The sequence below is a fragment of the Mammaliicoccus sp. F-M27 genome (assembly GCF_022387115.1).
Taxonomy (GTDB): Bacteria; Bacillota; Bacilli; order Staphylococcales; family Staphylococcaceae; genus Mammaliicoccus; species Mammaliicoccus vitulinus.
In genome coordinates this window covers 37,953-56,377 of sequence record NZ_JAJNIE010000006.1, presented here as the reverse complement: position 1 = coordinate 56,377, position 18,425 = coordinate 37,953, and the positions used below count along the sequence as shown (strand labels likewise).

Here is an 18,425-nt window from a genome sequence, read left to right as displayed (position 1 = left end):
TATAGTGAAAGTAAAGCAATTTAACAATTGATTATATATAACATTGCCTTTTGAATTTTAAGAGGCATATAATGTTAAATAATAGAGCTAAAAGGAGCGTATTTCATGAATGAGCAAAAGATGGCAAAGCCGTCACTGTTTTTAATTATTATTCTAGGTTTGTTAACAGCTTTCGGACCATTTTCAATTGATATGTACTTACCAGCTTTACCTGAAATTAGTCGTGATTTTGATACGACGACTTCAAATACTCAATTAACGTTAACGCTATTCATGGTAGGATTAGCGATTGGACAAGTATTTGTTGGTCCACTTTCAGACTTTATTGGTCGTAAAAAGCCATTAATGGTTGCTTTAATTGTATATACGATCGCATCTATTTTATGTGTGTTTGCGCCAAATATATACATTATGATGGCATTAAGATTTATTCAAGGTTTTACAGGTGGTGCAGGAGCGGTTATTTCCCGGGCAATATCAAGCGACTTATATCAAGGTAAAGCGTTGACGAAATTTCTAGCTATTTTAATGTTAGTCAATGGTGTAGCGCCTATATTAGCGCCAGTATTGGGAGGTATTATTTTATCATTTTCAACTTGGAAAACGGTGTTTATTTTGTTAACAGCTTTTGGGTTAATGATGTTTAGTTTGTCATCATTAAAATTATCAGAATCTTTACCGGAAGAAAAACGTTCATCAGGTAGAATAAGCGAGGTTTTAAGTGATTTTAAAAATCTACTAAAAAGTCCAAAGTTCTTAATGCCTTTATTTATACAAGGCTGTACATATGTATTACTCTTTAGTTACATATCTGCTTCACCGTTTATCACACAGTCTGTATACAATATTTCACCTTTGTCATTCAGTTGGATGTTTGCCTTTAATGGACTTGGATTAATATTATCAGGTCAAATCATCAATAAATTAGTTGATCATTATGACGAACATCTCTTAATGCGTTTATTCGGTATGATTCAAATATTTGGAGTCATTATCGTCTCAATAACACTGATAAATGGTTGGCCAATATGGTTGTTGATGATAGGGTTCTTCATACTTGTTAGCCCAGTTTCAGCAATAGGTGCGACTGGATTTTCGATAGCTATGTCCAACAATAAAGGTGGCGCTGGAAGTGCTGCTAGTTTATTAGGATTATCTCAATTCTTGTTTGGTGGTCTAGTATCACCATTAGTAGGTATTAATGGCGAGCATGATGTCTTCCCATATGTCTTTACGATTGTTATTGTTTCTATTTTACTGATCATATTATATTTCATAAATAGTAAAGTTTTTAGAGCATCATAATATATGAATGTGAGAGGGGTTTTATAAATGACTTTATATTTCGATCATATTATTCACTACGTAAATGGTATAGCATCAATCGATTTTCCTAATCATCATATTAAAAGCATTCAAGGTGGTAAGCATACGGAGTTAGGTACTTATAATCAGCTGAGTTATATCGATTTACATTATATAGAATGGATTGATGTATTTGATAAACCTTTAGCACAATCTTACGCTCAAACAGAAGAAGGTAGACTAAGTTTTGCCAATACTTTTAAAGTGCGTGACGTATGTGAAGGATTTAAAAGAATATGCTTGAGGACAAATGATATCCATAAAGTAAAAGAACACCTTATGCAATTTGAACTTGATGTAGTAGGACCAATAGAAATGTCGCGCACAAAACCTGATGGCACTGTTATCAATTGGCAATTACTCTATTTGGATGATGATAGTGATCTTGATTTACCTTTTATTATTCAGTGGGGTGAAAGCGATGAAGAAAGAAAGTCTGCACTCAAAGCGTATTTTCATCATGATTTATCAATAGAGGGTGTAACTGTTCAAGTGAAGAACATCAAAAAAACGAGTGAAAATTGGCAATCATGGTATGGTCTAGTAGTGCTTGAAGAAGATGAGCAATATGTTAACTTAGGATTTACTGACGACAATGTCGTGATTACGTTAGAGAAAAATAATGATGAACAATATACGACGTTATCATTAAATTCTTCACACATAAAAAAAGAAACGCGCACTTTTTACAAAGGCGCATACTACTTATTTAAGCCTAATTTGCATAAACATTAAAGTAAACACTTTGAATAATAAGTGCTAAATGAATTAATGCTATAATGGCACTGAGAATCGCTATAAGTAAAACGGATTTTCGGGCATTTTCCAGTATGAAAACGATACTTAACAAGAAGGTAAATGCCACGATGATAATGCGATAACTTAAATAATTAATAGTGATATCAAAATTAAGGCTGATGATAATCATGATAATATTTAGGAGAATAAAAAGCGTTAGAAATAATTGTCTCATATATTTCAATCCTAACTATAATGGTTTATTTAACAAGTATAACAAATATTGGTCTTTTGCGTGAAATTATAGTATGTTTCATTGTATAATTAATAGACGAATTGACAAAAAGGAGATTTATAAATGACGATAAAGAAAATGAATATCACTCATGAGCAACATGATGAATTTGTAAAGCAACATCCAAATGGTGATATGTTGCAACTTACAAAGTGGGCAGAATCCAAAAAGCTTACAGGTTGGTATTCTCGTCGTATAGCTGTTGGTGACGGCGAAACGTTAACAGGAGTCGCACAACTGTTATTTAAAAAAGTGCCAAAATTACCATATACTTTATGTTACATATCTAGAGGTTTTGTTGTGGACTATAAAGATGAAACTTCTGTTAAAGTACTATTTGAATTATCTAAAGAAATGGCGAGAAATGAGAAAAGTTACGCAATCAAAATTGATCCAGACATAGAAGTGGACCAATCAGAAGGTGTGCTTGAATATTTAACATCTTTAGGATTTGAACATAAAGGGTTTGAAGATGGCCTAAGCAAATCTTATATTCAACCACGTATGACTATGATTACGAAAATTGATCAACCTGAAGAAGATTTAATGCAAAGTTTTGATAAACGAAATCGTTCACGTGTAAGAAACTCTTTAAAACGAGGAACAGAGTTAATTATTGGGAATCGTGATGATTTAAAAATCTTTGCACAAATTATGGAAGAAACAGGGGAAAGAGACAATTTCTTAACGAGAGATGTGTCATATTTTGAAAATATTTATGATCATTTACATCCTGATGGTGATTGTGAGTTATTCTTAGTTAAAGTTGTTCCTGATAATGTGTTGAAAGATTTGTTTAAAGAAAGAGATGCATTATTAGAAGAAAAAGAGAAACTTACAAATAGAAGACAAACTAAAAAAGTTGTTAACCAATTGAATGATGCGGAAGAAAAATTAGGCAATTTTGAGAAACGTATTCAAGAAATGGAAGAATTAAAAGAACAAAAACCAGATGGTGTTTATTTATCTGGAGGCATACTTATATTCTCCGGTAAGAAATCATATTATTTATACGGTGCTTCATCAAATGAATACCGTGAGTTCTTACCAAACCATCGTATGATTATTGAAATGATGCGCTTTGCGAAAGAAAAAGGTGCTGATAAGTTTGACTTTGGTGGTACAGATAATGACCCTGATCAAGATCATGATCATTATGGCTTATGGGCATTTAAGAGAGTATGGGGAACATACTTAAGTGAAAAAATTGGTGAGTTTGATTATGTATTAAACAAACCACTATATACAGCGATTGAAAAGGTTAAACCTGCTGTCTCAACTTATAAGCGTAAGATTGAAAAGAAAATCAAAAGAAAATAATCATAGAATAAAAAGCACTAAAACTTTAAATTATTTAAATTTTAGTGCTTTCTTTATGTAGAGGTTTGATTTACAAATAATATATATTACAATTATTTACAAATGATAAATTAGGGGGAAATTAAGTGGTTCAAAAAATGATTAAGTTTTCGCTGAATAATAAGTTTGCGATTTTATTAATGACATTAATTATTTTACTAGGCGGTATTTATTCAGCATTTAAAATGAAACTGGAGTTATTACCTGATGTAACAACACCTGTTATTACTGTTACAACACCATATCCAGGTGCTACTCCAGAAAGTGTGTTAGAAAATGTCACCGAACCAGTGGAGAAAGAAGTACAAAATCTGGAAGGTGTACAAAATGTAACTAGTCAATCGTTAGAAAATGCTTCAGCAATCACATTGGAATATACATATCAAACAGACATGGATGAAGCTGAAACAGAATTGAAAAAGAAATTAGAAGCACTTAAATTACCAGAAGGTGTAGAAGATCCTGACATGAGTCGTATGTCTATGTACTCATTTCCGGTTGTAAGTTACTCTATTTCCGACAAAAATAATGACTTAGAAAAAGCTACGAAGCAAATGCAATCTGACTTAATTCCTAAATTAGAAAAAGTAGATGGTGTTCAAAATGTTTCGTTATCCGGACAAACATTAGAAGAAGTCAATTTAGAGTTTGATCAAAATGAATTATCAAAACGAGGTATGACCGAAGATGAAGTACTTCAATATATTGATGGTGCTACGAAAGAATCACCTCTAGGGTTATACACATTTGGCGATGATTTGAAATCTATTGTCGTAGATGGAAGATTTACGTCAATCAAAGCATTAAACGATTTAGAAATCCCGATGACTGGTGGTGCTTCCAGTGGTGGACAACAAGCTTCCCAAGGTGATGCAAGCCAGGCACAACAAGGTGGACAAAGTAGTCAATCATCAGGTGGCGAAGAATCTAGTGCAACACAAAGCATTCCATCTGTAAAATTATCTGACATAGCAGATGTTAAAAAAGAGAAGAAACGGGACTCTATCTCTAAAACAAATGGTAAAGATGCATTAGCTTTACAAGTTACTAAAGCTACTGATGCTAACTTAGTAGATGTTGTAGATAATGTAGATAAAGAAGTAGAAGCATATAAAAAAGATCATAAAAATATAGAATCTGTTCAGTTGATGGAAACAGCATCTACGATTAAAGATTCAGTATCTACGATGGTTGAAAAAGCATTGATTGGTTCAATCGTTGCTGTAATCATTATTATGTTCTTCTTAAGAGATATTAAATCAACCATTATAGCAATGGTCTCTATTCCAATGTCGTTGTTAATGGCATTAATAGGATTAAAAGCAATGGATGTATCCTTAAATATCTTAACGTTAGGAGCATTAACAGTCGCAATTGGACGTGTTATTGATGATTCTATTGTTGTTATTGAAAATATTTATCGAAGAATGACAGATAAAGGTGAGACACTTAAAGGCAGCAAGCTCATCACAAGTGCAACAAAAGAGATGTTTATTCCAATCATGTCTTCAACGATTGTTACAATTGTCGTGTTCTTACCATTAGCATTTGTAACAGGACAAATTGGAGAAATGTTTAGACCGTTCGCTTTAGCAGTTGCATTTAGTTTATTAGCTTCATTGCTTATCGCGTTAACAATCGTTCCAGTGTTATCCCACATGTTCTTTAAAAACGGCATTAAAAAGGCTAAGAAGGAAAAAGGACATTGGTTAGCTCATAAATATAAAGGCATTTTGAAATGGAATTTAAACCATAAATGGGTAGTTATTTTATTAAGTTTAGTACTTGTAGTTGCAAGTATTGCACTTGTATTTACGCCTTATATTGGTAAATCATTTATTGATACAGGCGAAGACAAGATGTTAGCCCTCACATATAAACCATCTCCAGGTGAAAAAGAAGAACAAGTAGTTAAAAATGGAGAACAAGCTGAGAAATATTTATCAAAAGATAAAAACGTAGAATTTGTACAATATAGTGTAGGTGGAGAAAATCCATTCAATCCATCAGCTAAAAATGATATGGCTTTAATGGTGAAATATGATAAAGACACACCTGATTGGGATAATGTTGGTAAAGATGTAATGGATCATATAGGCGCATTTAACCATAAAGGTGAGTGGAAACAACAAGACTTCTCAACAGGTGGAACAGCTAATGAAGTTTCTGTGAAAGTATCTGGACCAACAACAGATGCCATAGAAGGTACTGTTAAAGACGTTGAAAAAGAAATGAAGAAAGTTAAAGGTGTTGAAAACGTTAGTTCAAACCTTTCTGAGTCATATGAGCAGTTCGATGTAAAAGTAGATCAAAACAAAGCGAGTAAACTAGGTCTATCAGCCGGACAAATCGCTATGACGCTTAACCAAACAACTCAAAATAAAGTAGTCACTAAATTAAATGATGATGGTAAATCAATCGATGTAAAACTGACTAAGAAAGAAGAGACAGATTGGTCAGAAGATAAATTGGAAAATACAAAAATCACTTCACCGCTAGGTAAAGATGTTAAATTAAGTGATATTGCTACATTAGAGAAAACAACTTCTCCAGATACGATTACGAGAGAGAATGATAAAATCTCAGTATCAGTAGACGCCAAAATTACTGCTGACGATGTTGCAAAAGTGACAACTGATGTAAATCAAAAAGTATCTAAAGTGGATACTCCCGCTGGCGTAGATTTAAATGTTGGGGGTACAAATGATGATATAAATGAAGCAATCGAACAGTTAGTATTAGCAATGGCAGCAGCAATACTTATAGTATATTTAGTTATCGTATTAACATTTAAAGGTGGATTAGCACCATTTTCAATATTATTCTCATTACCAGTATCTATCATTGGTGTTATCGCTGGATTGTTAGTTACACAAGAAACGATTTCAGTACCAAGTATGATCGGTATGTTGATGCTTATCGGTATAGTTGTGACAAATGCTATTGTATTAATTGATAGAGTAATTAATATGGAACAAGCAGGCATGTCGACAAGAGAAGCATTAATAGAAGCAGCGGGTACACGTTTAAGACCTATTCTTATGACAGCGTTAGCGACAATTGGAGCATTAGTGCCACTGTTATTTGGTGGAGGCAGTTCAGTATTAATCTCTAAAGCATTAGCCATTACAGTAATAGGTGGATTAGTATCATCTACTATACTCACTTTACTAGTCGTACCAATTACTTATGAAATTATAATGAAATTCAAAAAGAAAATATTTAAAAGTCCTAAAGAACAAATAGACTAAGTTGTAATGAAGTATAGGATAGACAATCCTTTCTCAATTAAACCTTCCAATCCGGTGGTGTGAACCTTCGGATTGGAAGGTTTTTATATTTTTATTAGAGTATATTTCATTTAGAATAAGGTAGTAAATGTATATGTAACTTCTAATATCAACACTAAATAATGTAATAAGAATCAATTTTGCACTTTTATTTCTTAGTGATGTAATAAGAAAATACTTGTGTGTACTTCATACTTTGATAGAATATATGCATATATAATTTTAGCTAGATGAAATTTTATTTTGAGGAGTCGTTATTGTGCCGATATCAAAACTATTATCAGAAATACCAGATAGTTACTTTGGAAAGATGATGGGGCGTAAGGTTGAACATGGTTCACTACCCCTTATTAATATGGCAGTGGGTATACCAGATGGTGAAACACCTAAAGTTATCGTCGATGAATTTAAGCATGCAGTTCAAAAGCCTGAAAATCAAAAGTATGGTGCTTTTCATGGTAAAGAATCTTTTAAAAAGGCTATAGTAGATTTTTATAAAAGGCAATATGACGTGGAATTAGATCAGGAAGAAGAAGTTTGTATATTATTTGGTACGAAAAATGGTTTAGTTGCTTTACCTATTTGCGTCGTTGAACCTGATGATTATGTATTATTACCTAACCCTGGATACACAGATTATTTAGCGGGGGTATTACTTGCTCGAGCTCATCCATATTCTTTAGAACTCACTTCAGAAAATCATTATTTACCTAACTGGGATGACATAGATCATGAAATTTTAGATAAGACGAAACTGATTTATTTAACGTATCCGAATAACCCGACTGGTTCTGTTGCAAGTGAGCAATTTTTTGATGATACTATAAACAAGTTCAAGAATAGTAAAACAAATATCGTACATGACTTTGCATACAGTGCTTTTGGCTTTGATAAGAAGAATCCAAGCATACTCCAGTCTGAAGGTGCGAAAGATACAGCTATAGAAATATTCTCACTTTCTAAAGGGTATAACATGTCAGGCTATAGAGTTGGTTTTGCTGTAGGGAATAAAGATATGATAGCTGCTTTGAAAAAGTATCAAACACATACGCATGCTGGTATGTTTGGGGCTTTGCAAGATGCGAGTACTGTCGCTTTAAATGAATGTGATGATTTTCTTGTTGAACAAAATGAAATATTCAAAAATAGAAGAAATCACTTTGAAGCTGCTTTAAGAGAAGTGGATATTCCTTTTGAACCGATGAAAGGTGGTATTTTCTTATGGTTACAGACGCCTGCTCAATATGATGGAGAAGCGTTTGTCGAATATTTATTGCAAGAGCAGTCCATTTTAGTAGCACCTGGTATCCCATTTGGTGATAATGGCAAAAATTATGTAAGAATTTCATTAGCACTGAGCGATTCAGAGTTAGCAGAAGGTGCTAAAAGATTACAAAATCTTGCTCATTTATACAAATAAAAAAATCGCATGACTGAGTCATACGATTTTGTCTTGTTAAAAAGTGATAAATAGTAATATGACATAAATAACGAGTATAAATATTGTCATATAATTTAAGAGTTTGACGGCTTTCTTATCTTTAATTCGGTATTTAAATGCTGTGATTTCTATATTGATGACTAAACAAACAAGAACCGCTAAAATCCACCAAATTTGAGTAGCGAATCCAATGACGATACTTCCAAGAAAGACGATTAGCATCAAACCCATTATGAATCTTAAAGCTTGAGTAAGCATTGTATGTAGTTGAAATATACTTAAATAACTTATAATAAGATAAATAAGGGTAAATAATAAAAGTATGAGAATTAACATAGTGTTTTCCTTTCGTTAATCTTGATTGAGTTGAGAGCGTACTTTGCTGATTTCTTCTTCAATTTGAACAAGTTGTTTTTCTAATAAATCAGTTGCATGACCAGTAGACTCTCTTTTTTCTAGATCATTTTGTATACGTACATAATCATATTTCAGTTCTGAAAGTTGTTGGTTTAAATCCATTTTAAACACTCCTTTTAAATTAACTTTATCTTGAAGTAGGTGATAAATTGAAAAAAGTAAAAACCAATGCAATGCGCATCCTCGATCAATATAATATATTTTATCATACTCATGAATATAGCATAGGAAAAGATTATATAGATGGACATCAAGTAGCTCAATTTATTCAAAAACCAGAAAACCAAGTATATAAAACACTCGTATTGATGAATGGTAAAAATGAATACTTTGTTTTTGTTATACCTGTCGTTGAACATTTAGATATGAAAAAGGCCAGTAAAGCTGTTGGCCAGAAAAAACTCGAACTATTACCTCTTGACCAGCTTACAAAAGTAACGGGTTATGTGAGAGGTGGATGTTCACCCGTAGGTATGAAAAAAACATTTCGAACGATTATTGATACAACCGCTCAATCATTATCATCATTTATTGTGAGTGCAGGTAAACGAGGTTACCAAATAGAAGTGAATCCACAAGAATTAGTCAAAGTCATTGATGTAGACTTCGAAGATGTTATTAAGTATAACTAAACTCATTTTAGTATATTTCCTTAATATTTCAAACAAAAAGTGTGCATAGAATATAAACAGTTGTTAATATATATAAATGTGAGTCTAACGAGAGAAGTGATAAAGTGACAGAAAAATTTATAATGATTATACTATTAATTGCTTTAGGTTACGTACTAAAGAAGCTGAAATTCTTTAAAGCTTCTGATGGTAATGTACTTGCAACACTTGTGTTAAATGTTACTTTGCCTTCATTAGTAATAGTAAACTTAAATGGATCAGATTTAGATTTATCTTTAGGTTGGTTGCCTATTTTGATGCTTATATATGGAATTACCGCGAAACTTTTAATTATTTGGTTATTTAAGAAAAATTATAATAATCAAATACGAGGTACTGTCGGTATGATGGCAGCATCTGTAAACATTGGATTATTTGCATATCCACTGGTAGCGCAAATTTGGCCAGAAAATGGATTGTTATATTTCGGTATGTTAGATATAGGTACTGCAATTATTATGTTCGGTGTAACATACTTTGTAGGAAGTTATTTCAATGATGGTGGAGATCAATTTGACTTCAAACGAATGGGCTTAAATTTATTAAAAACAGTTCCACTTATGACATATATGTTGATGTTTGTATTAAATATAATGAGTATTAAAATACCAGGAAAAGCTATAGATTTCTTTGAAGTAATCGCTAATGCAAATATGCCTCTTTCTATGATATTACTCGGACTATTTTTGAATTTTAAAATAGAAAAAGCATACTTACCAATCGTTGTTAAATATTTATTATTTCATTATGGTTTTGGGTTATTAATGGGTATACTCGTTCATTTCTTTTTACCAGTAGATGATCCAATGATTAAAACAACATTATTAATTGGTTGGTTATTGCCTATAGGTGTTTCTGTATTATCCTATGCCATTACATTTAAATATAAGACACTGCCAATAGTGGGAATGGCAACGAATCTTAGTATTGTCATTTCTATCGTCATATTATATGTGTATCAATTTTTCTTTGTTTAAATTAGAAAGAGCTTGGGACATAAATACCGATACTAAAATAAATGATCTCTTCATTAGGTTATCGCCTAGTGAAGAGATTTTTTGCTATTTATCAAGTGGAGCCTGACATGATAAATTCAAGGGTTCTATTTATCAAGTGAATCCTAACATGATAAATTCACGGTCTCTATTTATCAAGTGGAACCTGACATGATAAATTCACGGCCAAATCGCACGAAGACTCAAAAGATAAATTAAAAAGAGCGCAAATTCTTTGGAAATAAGAATTTGCGCTCTTTTATTTTTGCTAATTTATAATATTAACCTTTACCGCCCATAAATGCAGGGTAGTTTGTCATTCCGCCGTCAACATAAAGTGTTGTACCGTGAATGTAACTTGCTTGTTCTGAAGCTAGGAATACATTGATATTAGCTACTTGATCCGCTTCACCAATTTCATTTAATGGAATCATTTCTAACGTTTCTTCTCTAGTTGCTGGGTCTGAGAATTTTTCGCGTGTATGTTCTGTAACAATTGCACCTGGAGAAATGTTATTGATTCTAATACCATTTTTACCATATTCCATAGACATTGTTTCCATCATCAATTTTAATCCGCCTTTACTTGCAGCATAATTGACGTAGTTTGGCCATGGTATAACGTCATGGACACTTGCAGTATTGATGATTTGACCTTTAATGTCATGTTCTAAGTAATAATTAATAACTTCTCTACTTCCGATGAATGCACCAGTTAAGTTGATATCAATTACTTTAGACCATTCTGCTAAGCTCATTTCATGAGTTGGGATTGGTTTCTCGAAACCTGCGTTATTGATTAGAACATCAATACGTCCGAATTTTTCATGTGTTTGTTGGATTAAGTTCTTGATGTCTTCTTCTATTGATACGTCTGCTTTAATTGCGATTGCATCTGAACCAGCATCTTTAATAGTTTGAACAACTTTTTCAGCTTCTTCAACGTGATCAAGATAACCAATCACAACTTTAGAACCTTCTTTACCAAAACGTTCAGAAGTTGCTTTACCAATACCACTGTTACCACCAGTGATTATAACAACTTTATCTTTTAAATCTTCATACATATTAAACACTCCTATATTTTTAATTGAATCTAACCTTTAGCTGCACCAATAATGAATGCTGCTAATATAATTAACACGATACCTATCCAGATAAATGTCATCTGACGTTTTGATTTTTGTTCTCCTAATAAGTAAATTCCACCTAATGTAGATACGATTACTAACATTTGAGAGAATGAGAAACTTGTTCCGACACCAACTTTTGGCTGTGAAATGAATAAGAACATATTACCTAATGCCCATACGATACCTGGTAATAAGTTAAATGTCGTATATTTCACTGTAGGTTTATGTTTGAATGATAAAACAATACCACCAATTACCATACCTATTGATTGAGGGAATAGGGCATCCCATCCTTCAACTCCGAAGACTTGACCGATTACGACATATACAACATAACCAACTGTTGATAGAAGTAAAAGTGGAATGGCTTTAGCAAGTTTCTTAGTATTACCACTATTTCCAGCACCTTTTTTCTGTACAGAAGTAAAGATAACACCGATTATTAATAATGCTAAACCAGATAATCCAAGTGCTACTTGAGTACCAGTAGACCATTCTCCTAAGAATGCAGCACTAAATAATGTTGTTCCAAGTAATTGTAGACCTGTTGAAATAGGCATTGTAATTGAAACGCCGACTAATTCAACACTTCTAAGTTGAAATCCTTGTCCTAATGCCCAGAAAGCACCAGAAACCATACCGATGATGATTGTAGTTGATGTGAAGTGAACATCACCGAAGACAAATAGGCATAATCCAATGATGAATGCGCCGATAGTTGTACCTAATATTTGGTTATAAGGACCTCCACCAACTTTTACATTGATTAATACTACGCTCCCCCAGAACAATGCTGGTAGCAGAGCTATAAGATATTCCATACACACGACTCGCTTTCTTTATTTATTTGTATTTTAAACAGTACCCGTGTATTATACGTGTGAAACAAATTAGTTGTAAACCATATAGCTCAAAGTATATGTAAATAAACGTAATTTTACAACAAAAAAACAGTACATGTGTACTGTTTAAAAAGTTCTTACATATTTGAAGTGGTGCGTCTCATTAACAATTTTGAAGCCGACTTTTTCATAAAGTAACTGTATTTGTTCATGCTTTTTACTATCGACATAAATTCTCACTGTTTCTACATCATCATGATTAAATGCTTTCGTGGTTGCAAAGTGTATCATCTGAAAAGCGATGCCTTGTTTTCTATAATCATGGTGAGAGGCTAAGTTAGGTATAGTTGCTAATTTTTTAGGTGTATCTATAGATAGGTAGATATATCCTTTAACGAGCCCTTCAGCTATATATAAATATAAAGCATGATTTTCTCCAAGAGATTGAATGATATCATCTGAACTAATGTCACTATGTTTAAAACTATTTGAATGTAACTTATCAAATGAATAGTAATATGGTTTACTAAAAGGCGTCATTTGATGTTGTTGATCTATAGGAAGTGGTGGTTGTTGAATTTCTAATGTGTACTGTGTTTCGACATATCCAGCATGCAGTCTTTTTAGTTTACTATTATTCAAAATATGATCTTTATGTAGTGATATATGACAATATTTAATGTCAGGATGATTATTTAATAACGTGTCCCATGTTTCTTTTAAAGCAGTTAAATATTCTTCACTTGTATTATTTACGATTGGTCCCCATACATTGACAGACTCAGCATCAATTTTTTCGAATCCTAAAATACCAATAATATGATTGTCGTCTTCAATGTAATAGAAAGATTGGTCATTAAATTTATTCATTAATGCTGACTTTATATCTTCTAATGTTGTAGGTATATACTCGACATAGTTACTGTTTTGAAGATTTTTTTCGTATAAATAAGAGGCTATAGGCTCGATTTGCTTAAGTGGCAGTATTTGCATGACAGTCACTCCTTTAATATTCATCGATTATTATATTCTATTATACAATTTAATGAAACTTTATAAAAGTTTTTGATAACTTTAGAACAGTATTTATTCGTGTTATAATGATACGAATGTAAAAAAGAATGGGTGAAATAATATGAAAGCATTAGTTCTTGCGGAAAAACCTTCAGTCGGTCGTGACATAGCCAAAGCATTAGGTGTTCATGATCAGAAGAAAGGTTATTTTGAGAATAAACAATATATCGTAACATGGGCATTAGGACATCTTGTAACAAATGCCACACCAGAAGAATATGATAAAAAGTTCAAAGAATGGAATTTAAATGTATTGCCGATCATACCGGAATATATGAAACATGTCGTTATTAAGAAGACGAGAAGTCAATTTAATACAGTTCAACATTTAATGAAGCGAGATGATGTGAACTCGATTATCATTGCGACAGATGCCGGTAGAGAAGGAGAGCTTGTAGCAAGATTAATTATCGAGCGAGCTAAAGTTAAAAAGCCTTTAAAACGTTTATGGATCAGTTCGGTTACTGAGAAAGCAATTAAAACAGGTTTTCAAAATTTAAAGCCTGGAGAAGCATATAACAATTTGTATCAAGCTGCACTATGTAGAAGTGAAGCAGACTGGATTGTTGGTATCAATGCGACGAGAGCTTTAACGACGAAATATGACGCGCAATTGTCATGTGGTAGAGTTCAAACACCAACATTGAATCTAGTACAAATGAGACAAAATGAAATACAATCGTTTAAACCGAAAGAATACTATCAAATGAATATCGATATAGATGGTTACAAATTTAATTGGATTCATCAAAATGGAGATAAAACTTTTGATTCAGAATTAATAGAACAAATTAAAGAAAAAGTTCAGAATAATATTGGAACGATTCATAAAGTTTACAAGAAAAAGAAAACGAAGTACCCACAGAAGTTATATGACTTAACAAGTCTACAGCAAACTGCATATCAACGTTATAAAATGAGTGCGAAAGAAACGTTAAATACAATGCAGTCATTATATGAACAACATAAAGTATTAACGTATCCGAGAACAGATTCAAATTATCTTACGGATGATATGGTTTCTTCATTAAAAGAAAGAGTTTCTTCACTAAGTGCAACATCACTAAAATCATATGCAGTTCCATTACTAAAACAACAAATTAAAGCAGGTAAGCATTTCATAGATAATAATAAGGTGTCAGATCACCATGCAATTGTTCCAACTGAAGTAAGACCTAACATGAATCAATTATCACCAAGAGAAGAAAAAATTTATATGATTGTAGCCGAAAGATTTTTAGAAGTGTTATTACCACCATATCAATATGAAGAAACAACTGTAGAATTAACATGTGAAGGTGAGAAGTTTAAACTTGTTCAAGAAGTAGCAACTGAATTAGGGTTTAAAGCTATTCATCAAGAAAAAGCGATTGTTAAAGAATTACCTTTCAAAGAACAACAACAACTAAAAATACAAAAAGTAAACATTTCTACTAAAGATACAGAACCACCTGCATACTTTAATGAAGGAACGTTGCTTAAAGCGATGGAATCACCACAATTGTTCTTTAAGCTTAAAGATAAAAAAATGGCACAAACATTAAATGAAACAGGTGGAATTGGTACTGTAGCAACAAGAGCGGATATCATTGAAAAGTTATATAGTTCTAATGTGATAGAAGCGATTCAAGGTAAAATTAAAATTACACCTAAAGGTAAGCAGTTATTGAATTTAGCACCTGAGCAACTAACTTCTCCTGAACTTACAGCAAATTGGGAAATGAAATTAAACCAAATTGAAAAAGGACAGTATTCTAAAGGAACGTTCATGAAAGAGATGAGAGACTTTACGAGAGAAATCATTGCAGACATTAAAAATAGCGAAGACAAATTCAAACATGATAATATAACGACAACTGAGTGCCCAACTTGTGGTAAATTCATGCTTAAAGTCAAAACTAAAAATGGTCAAATGCTTGTATGTCAGGATCCTACTTGTAAGACTAAAAAGAACCAACAAAGACAAACAAACGCTAGATGTCCAAATTGTAAGAAAAAATTAACGCTATATGGTACAGGTAAAAAAGCAACTTACCGTTGTGTATGTGGTCATACGGAAACACAAGAACATATGGATGAAAGACTTAAAAACAGAAAAACTGGTAAGATAGGCAAAAAAGAAATGAAACAATATATGAAGAATGATGAAGTAGAAAACAATCCATTTAAAGATGCGTTAAAAGATTTGAAATTATAACATCATAAAAGCGCTAGTACTTAAGTTGAAAGTACTGGTGCTTTTTGTTACATAGTGATCATAGTTCGCTTGAAATCACAGCACTGCAATAAAGGTATGTGTCAATAACACGAACGAAAATAAAATAACTTTATTAAATGTTCGTGATAGTATTGATTTTTAATGTGCTGAGTAATACAATGTACAGTGTTGAAATTAAAAAAGGAGTCTTACTATGAAACGTTACTTTAAGTTTGATGAATTGGGAACTAATTATAAAAGAGAGATATTGGGTGGTTTAACAACATTCCTGTCTATGGCCTATATATTAGCCGTTAACCCATCTATGTTAAGTTTAGCAAGTGTAGAAAATGTGCCTGATTCAATGAGAATGGATCAAGGGGCAGTATTTGTTGCTACTGCTTTAGCGGCGTTAGTCGGTTGTTTATTCATGGGTATTATCGCCAAATATCCGATAGCTTTGGCACCGGGTATGGGATTAAATGCATTTTTTGCCTTTACAGTAGTATTAACAATGGGCATTCCATGGCAAACTGGTTTAACAGGTGTGTTATTCTCAGGATTGATATTTGCACTATTAACGATGAGTGGTTTACGGGAAGTTATTATAAATGCAATACCATTTGAATTAAAAATGGCTGTATCAGCGGGTATTGGATTATTTATTACTTTTGTAGGATTGCAAGGAGCGGGAATCGTTAAAAAAGAAGAATCTACGTTAGTTACACTAGGGTCTATACATAACCCTGAAGTATTACTCGCAGTATTTGGTATTATTATTACAATTATATTGATGGCTAAAAAATTACCAGGTGCAATATTTATAGGTATGGTATTAACAGCTGTAGCAGGTTTAATTACAGGATTAATCGCAATGCCTTATAGTGTTGTAGGAAAAATGCCGAGTGTAGCGCCAACATTTGGAGCAGCTTTCGAAGCGTTTGGTGATTTATCAACAATATTTAATGTACAATTCTTAATTGTCGTTTTAACATTCTTATTTATAGACTTCTTTGATACAGCAGGTACATTGGTTGCAGTTGCAAACCAAGCTGGATTAATGAAAGATAATAAATTACCTAGAGCTGGGAAAGCATTATTCGCAGATTCATTAGCTACAATAGTAGGTGCTATATTTGGTACTTCTACTACAACGAGTTATATTGAATCAAGTGCAGGTGTAGCAGTAGGTGCAAGAACTGGTTTTGCGAGTGTTGTAACAGGTATGTGTTTCTTAGCAGCTTTATTGTTCTCACCTTTAATGGGAGTCGTTACAAGTGCAGTAACGGCACCAGCGTTAGTTATCGTTGGTGTTCTTATGGTAAGTAACTTAGGCAAAATTGATTGGCAAAAATTTGAGATAGCAGTTCCAGCTTTCTTAACAATGATCATGATGCCATTAACATATTCAATAGCTACAGGTATTGCATGTGGATTTATTTTCTATCCTATTACAATGATAGTAGCAAAGAGACATAAAGAAATTCATCCTATAATGTATGGTTTATTCTTTGTGTTCATCGCATACTTCGTATTTGTACATGCTTAAATAACAAAACGCCACGTGATTTCACGTGGCGTTTTGTTTTATATATAGAGATTAACTTTTATATGTCGTCTTGTAATATTTAGATGGTACATATACTGGCGCTATTATAATAGTAAATAAGAATATAATCATTAGAACGACCATTACAATATGTAGTAACCAACCAATAATTGGAATGATTGCAACAAAACTAGCTATTAACCCTATAAGTGGAATGACAAAAATGACTTTTACAGAGTTCTGGTTATCTATTAATAGAATGAGAGTAGCAATAAAATATAATGTACCATTAAGTACTAAAGCATTATAGCCTGTTGAAAGTACAATGCCACCACCTAGAAATGGTGTTGCTAATAAAAATTCAGATATCACTAATATAATAGAAAGAACAAGTAACACAGACTTAATTCCTCTTTTCATGATTTCACCACCTGTTAAAAATTGCTTGTTATATTATAACATTTAGATTACAAATTATCTAATTAAATATTATCTATTGAAATGAGAAGTAATATTCGTTATAATACTTTGGTATGTGTTAGATGGATTTAGAAAAAATATTTGATTATCTATTGCTAAATAGTCAATAATCATGTATCATATCTAATGTTGGACTTTAAAAAGCGATGAAGCGAGAGGTTACTGACACACCAGGCCGCTTTGCCATGGCGATGTGTAAGAGAGTTTTCGTGGAGAAGTCTATCACTATAAAGTAGACGAACAAGGAGGGAAAATTATGGCAAAACAAAAAATTCGTATCCGTTTAAAAGCGTATGATCACCGCATGATTGATCAATCAGCAGAGAAAATTGTTGAAACAGCTAAACGTTCAGGAGCACAAGTGTCTGGCCCGATTCCATTACCAACTGAGAAATCAATTTATACTGTAATCCGTGCCGTTCATAAATATAAAGACTCACGTGAACAATTCGAACAACGTACGCATAAACGTTTAATCGACATTCTTAACCCTACACCTAAAACAGTTGATGCTCTTATGGGCTTAAACTTACCATCTGGTGTAGACATCGAAATCAAATTATAATTCATTAAAATAAC

At 32.5% G+C, this 18,425-nt stretch carries 16 protein-coding genes; 10 read left to right on the top strand and 6 right to left on the bottom strand.

The genetic code is table 11. From position 1 onward, the window contains the following. The first annotated feature begins 105 nt into the window (after positions 1-105). The 5 genes from LQ598_RS07725 (at position 106) to LQ598_RS07705 (ending at position 8,467) form a co-directional block, all read left to right on the top strand. Positions 106-1,305, top strand: a complete 1,200-nt coding sequence (locus LQ598_RS07725; protein ID WP_016911500.1) for a putative multidrug effflux MFS transporter TcaB — start codon at positions 106-108, stop codon at positions 1,303-1,305. A gap of 27 nt (positions 1,306-1,332) precedes the next feature. Next, positions 1,333-2,100 (top strand): VOC family protein, encoded by a 768-nt coding sequence (locus tag LQ598_RS07720; RefSeq protein WP_192977788.1) that lies wholly within the window; start codon positions 1,333-1,335, stop codon positions 2,098-2,100. Positions 2,101-2,467: 367 nt separating this feature from the next. Next, positions 2,468-3,718, top strand: a complete 1,251-nt coding sequence (locus LQ598_RS07715; RefSeq protein WP_182475376.1) for a lipid II:glycine glycyltransferase FemX — start codon at positions 2,468-2,470, stop codon at positions 3,716-3,718. A 125-nt stretch (positions 3,719-3,843) separates the two neighbouring features. Next, positions 3,844-7,008: an efflux RND transporter permease subunit gene (locus LQ598_RS07710; protein ID WP_016911503.1), complete on the top strand. Its 3,165-nt coding sequence runs from the start codon at positions 3,844-3,846 to the stop codon at positions 7,006-7,008. 298 nt (positions 7,009-7,306) lie between these two features. Then, positions 7,307-8,467 (top strand): aminotransferase class I/II-fold pyridoxal phosphate-dependent enzyme, encoded by a 1,161-nt coding sequence (locus LQ598_RS07705; protein ID WP_107556956.1) that lies wholly within the window; start codon positions 7,307-7,309, stop codon positions 8,465-8,467. A gap of 36 nt (positions 8,468-8,503) precedes the next feature. Here LQ598_RS07705 and mspA read toward each other — a convergent pair whose 3' ends face one another. Then, entirely contained in the window at positions 8,504-8,824 is a 321-nt protein-coding gene (gene mspA, locus LQ598_RS07700) for a membrane stabilizing protein MspA (protein ID WP_016911505.1), read from the bottom strand. A 15-nt stretch (positions 8,825-8,839) separates the two neighbouring features. Next, complete coding sequence (locus tag LQ598_RS07695; protein WP_016911506.1) at positions 8,840-9,007, bottom strand: SE1832 family protein; 168 nt, start codon at positions 9,005-9,007, stop codon at positions 8,840-8,842. A 47-nt stretch (positions 9,008-9,054) separates the two neighbouring features. Here LQ598_RS07695 and ybaK point away from each other — a divergent pair, with 47 nt between their 5' ends. Both ybaK and LQ598_RS07685 read left to right on the top strand, forming a co-directional pair. Further along, the gene (gene ybaK, locus LQ598_RS07690; protein ID WP_107556957.1) at positions 9,055-9,537 is read left to right on the top strand and encodes a Cys-tRNA(Pro) deacylase; all 483 of its coding nucleotides are present in this window, start codon (positions 9,055-9,057) and stop codon (positions 9,535-9,537) included. A 104-nt stretch (positions 9,538-9,641) separates the two neighbouring features. Next, the gene (locus LQ598_RS07685; protein WP_016911508.1) at positions 9,642-10,553 is read left to right on the top strand and encodes an AEC family transporter; all 912 of its coding nucleotides are present in this window, start codon (positions 9,642-9,644) and stop codon (positions 10,551-10,553) included. Positions 10,554-10,852: 299 nt separating this feature from the next. Here the strand turns inward: LQ598_RS07685 and LQ598_RS07680 are convergent, their stop codons facing one another. The 3 genes from LQ598_RS07680 to LQ598_RS07670 form a co-directional block, all read right to left on the bottom strand. Beyond that, positions 10,853-11,638: a glucose 1-dehydrogenase gene (locus LQ598_RS07680; RefSeq protein WP_016911085.1), complete on the bottom strand. Its 786-nt coding sequence runs from the start codon at positions 11,636-11,638 to the stop codon at positions 10,853-10,855. A 29-nt stretch (positions 11,639-11,667) separates the two neighbouring features. Further along, a complete protein-coding gene (locus LQ598_RS07675; RefSeq protein WP_016911086.1) occupies positions 11,668-12,525 on the bottom strand; it encodes a GRP family sugar transporter in 858 nt (285 codons plus the stop codon). A 147-nt stretch (positions 12,526-12,672) separates the two neighbouring features. Next, complete coding sequence (locus LQ598_RS07670) at positions 12,673-13,539, bottom strand: GNAT family N-acetyltransferase (RefSeq protein WP_016911087.1); 867 nt, start codon at positions 13,537-13,539, stop codon at positions 12,673-12,675. A gap of 142 nt (positions 13,540-13,681) precedes the next feature. Between LQ598_RS07670 and LQ598_RS07665 the strand changes: the two genes are divergently transcribed. Next, entirely contained in the window at positions 13,682-15,817 is a 2,136-nt protein-coding gene (locus LQ598_RS07665; RefSeq protein ID WP_239745405.1) for a DNA topoisomerase III, read from the top strand. A gap of 214 nt (positions 15,818-16,031) precedes the next feature. Continuing rightward, a complete protein-coding gene (locus tag LQ598_RS07660; protein WP_239745404.1) occupies positions 16,032-17,366 on the top strand; it encodes an NCS2 family permease in 1,335 nt (444 codons plus the stop codon). A 51-nt stretch (positions 17,367-17,417) separates the two neighbouring features. On the opposite strand, the gene LQ598_RS07655 is transcribed toward LQ598_RS07660, so the two are convergent. Next, positions 17,418-17,786, bottom strand: coding sequence for a hypothetical protein (locus LQ598_RS07655; RefSeq protein ID WP_016911090.1), 369 nt, complete (start codon positions 17,784-17,786; stop codon positions 17,418-17,420). Between the two features lie 316 nt (positions 17,787-18,102). Here LQ598_RS07655 and rpsJ point away from each other — a divergent pair, with 316 nt between their 5' ends. Then, positions 18,103-18,411, top strand: a complete 309-nt coding sequence (gene rpsJ, locus LQ598_RS07650; RefSeq protein WP_016911091.1) for a 30S ribosomal protein S10 — start codon at positions 18,103-18,105, stop codon at positions 18,409-18,411. Positions 18,412-18,425 lie beyond the last annotated feature (14 nt).